Source organism: Sodaliphilus sp., assembly GCF_045598405.1.
GTDB lineage: Bacteria > Bacteroidota > Bacteroidia > Bacteroidales > Muribaculaceae > Sodaliphilus > Sodaliphilus limicaballi.
Genome location: NZ_JAZLLZ010000087.1, coordinates 1 through 2,757 on the forward strand (window position 1 = coordinate 1; position 2,757 = coordinate 2,757).

At 51.0% G+C, this 2,757-nt stretch carries 2 protein-coding genes; one reads left to right on the forward strand and one right to left on the reverse strand.

What is annotated here, in order from left to right; all coding sequences use genetic code 11:
- Window positions 1–463 precede the first annotated feature (463 nt).
- The gene (gene ychF, locus ACKI3C_RS06845; protein WP_407403380.1) at window positions 464–1,567 is read left to right on the forward strand and encodes a redox-regulated ATPase YchF; all 1,104 of its coding nucleotides are present in this window, start codon (window positions 464–466) and stop codon (window positions 1,565–1,567) included.
- Window positions 1,568–1,825: 258 nt separating this feature from the next.
- Here ychF and ACKI3C_RS06850 read toward each other — a convergent pair whose 3' ends face one another.
- Window positions 1,826–2,236 carry a desulfoferrodoxin family protein gene (locus ACKI3C_RS06850; protein ID WP_407403382.1) on the reverse strand — a complete coding sequence of 137 codons (411 nt, stop codon included), beginning with the start codon at window positions 2,234–2,236 and terminating at the stop codon, window positions 1,826–1,828.
- Window positions 2,237–2,757 lie beyond the last annotated feature (521 nt).

Sequence of the window (2,757 nt, forward strand, 5' to 3'; positions counted from 1 at the left end):
GATTAGCGTCCTACTGGACGCATCTGCTTGTTGATACTATACCCCCACCGCCACTTCGTTCGGCGGTGGGGGTTATTCAGGTATTGTCCTGCCGGACAATAAATTAGCAATATTTATTATCAAATGCTAAAGTTGAGTTATTATTAAATCTGTGTTATCAGTGAGATCCGCGCGGGGAGTTCCATTGCTGAATAGTTACTGAGACCTCAACGAGGTCATTACATTTGTTAACGGGGTCGCAGGTCGGTGGACCTGCGGCGCGGGGAGTCTGCAAAAAACTCTATTGGTGTATAATTACAGCAGTAACCCGAATAAAAAAATACACAATCCTAATCGGTTTAAAATCTGACCATTAGCACACTTGCCCCGCGGTGTGCATAGCAGAGTTTTTTCGTCTTTCGTAAAAAAACACTACCTTTGCACTATAAATGATTTAGTAATTAAGCAAAAACAAGATATCACTATGGCACTTCAATGCGGCATCGTGGGTCTGCCCAATGTGGGCAAGAGCACCCTTTTCAACTGTCTGTCAAACGCAAAGGCGCAGTCGGCCAACTTCCCCTTCTGCACCATTGAGCCCAATGTGGGCGTGATTACCGTCCCCGACGAGCGTCTCAACGCGCTAGCCGAGATATGCAAGCCCAAACGCGTGGTTCCCACCACCGTCGAGATCGTGGATATCGCCGGACTCGTCAAGGGCGCTTCTAAAGGCGAGGGGCTGGGCAACAAGTTCCTGGGCAACATTCGCGAGACCGATGCCATCCTGCACGTGCTGCGTTGCTTCGACGACGGCAACGTGACCCACGTGGATGGCAGCGTTGACCCCGTGCGCGACAAGGAAGTCATCGACCTCGAGCTCCAGTTGCGTGACCTCGAGAGCGTGACCACTCGCATCACAAAGGTGCAGAAGCAGGCTCAAACCGGCGGCGACCGCAACGCCAAGGCAGAGTATGAGGTGCTCAAGCGCTACAAGGAAGCCCTCGAGCAAGGCAAGAACGCACGCAGCGTGGAACTCATCAACAAAGACGAGGAGAAGATTGCCCACGACCTGTTCCTGCTCACCAACAAGCCCGTGCTCTATGTGTGCAACGTGGACGACGCCAGCGCAGTGGATGGCAACGCCTATGTGGAGGCCGTGCGCGAGGCCGTGAAGGATGAAAATGCCGAGATCCTTGTCGTTGCGGCTCAAACCGAGAGCGAAATCGCCGAACTGGAAACTCTCGAGGAACGCCAGATGTTCCTTGCCGAGATAGGTCTGGAAGAGAGCGGCGTGAACCGTCTCATCAAGGCGGCCTACAAGCTGCTCAACCTCGAGACATTCCTCACCGCCGGCCCCGACGAGTGCCGTGCATGGACCTACCGCCGCGGCAGCAAGGCTCCACAGTGTGCCGGCGTGATACACACCGACTTTGAGCGCGGCTTTATCCGTGCCGAGATCATCAAGTATGACGATTACATCCACTACGGCAGCGAGGCTGCTGTCAAGGAAGCCGGCAAGATGCACGTCGAGGGCAAGGAGTACGTCTTCCAGGACGGCGACATCGTGGTATTCCGCTTCAACGTGTAATTTCCCGCAAATTTTCCAATAAAATACAGCAATAATATTTTGGGTAATATCCCCACGCAAATCTCACGAATCTCACGAAAATAACTAACAACAGATTGCTCTGATTTAACTGAATAAGAAATTATTCTAATTATTTTAATTTCTTTCAGTTATTATAATAAACCAGTGTGATCAGTGAGATCTGCGCGGGGAGTCCTCAAGATAAGTTATTGGTGAATAGTCACGAACCCACCTTTAGTCTAAATACCCAACACAAGGTCATTTCTTGCAGCATTTCTCCTTGCAGGGGATGTCGGTGGTCTTCCACAGGCCATGCAGATTGCAGTACTCAAAGAATGCGGTCACCTCCTCGTGGCAGTCGCAGTAGCAAGCCTCGGCAGGTTTCTCGGGATCCAGGTAAATCACCTTGATGGCCTTTTTCGTTTCCACGGCGACGAAGCAGATGTGGTGTTCAGGCGTCATGGGATGAGGAGTTTCACCTACCTTGATCACCAGCAAGCCGTCCTCGTTGCGGCACACCACCGGCAAATGTTTCTCACGAGCTCCGTCCACTTCCATGGCATTGAGCAACTTCATGGGTTGGCCGCAGCACGATGGATCCACACCGCCGTCAACCAGCTTCACAATCACATTGCCACAAACTTGGCATTTGTAAAATTTTGCTTCCATAATCATTAAGGTTTTAAAAAGTTACACATGCGGCAAGAAATCACCTCCGCCGCATTCATGCCGCTAAATTACACAAAAAAAATTGCCCCCAACAACCTCCCCTTCCCTATCGCCCACATTCCCCACCCTATTACCCACACAATATCCACTTTGCCAGGCGGTAATCGAGTAACCACTCGACAATGGAGTAATCTCAAGGTTGCGGTCTTCAACCGCAGTATAGTGTATCGCGTTTACCCTGCCCTGCCTTCGCTTGCGCTCAGTTAGGACAGGGTTATGTGCAGAACTGCGTTCTGCGTGTCGGCTTTCAGCCTCTCATTACATAATCTTGTGAGATCCGCGCAGGGAGTCTTTCAGTTATAACTCAACTTTAGCATGTAAAACCATTTGAGCCTCACCTATTTGCTCCGATTAGCGTCCTGCTGGACGCAGTGCGTGTTGCATTTCTTCCCCCACCGCCACTTCGTTCGGCGGTGGGGGTTATTTAGGTATTGTCCTGCCGGACAACAAATTAGCAATAT

What these genes read in the sequence shown, in the direction of transcription:
- ychF (WP_407403380.1), top strand. Translation starts at nt 464, where the DNA reads ATGGCACTTCAATGCGGCATCGTGGGTCTGCCCAATGTGGGCAAGAGC.
- ACKI3C_RS06850 (WP_407403382.1), bottom strand. Translation starts at nt 2,236, where the DNA reads ATGGAAGCAAAATTTTACAAATGCCAAGTTTGTGGCAATGTGATTGTG.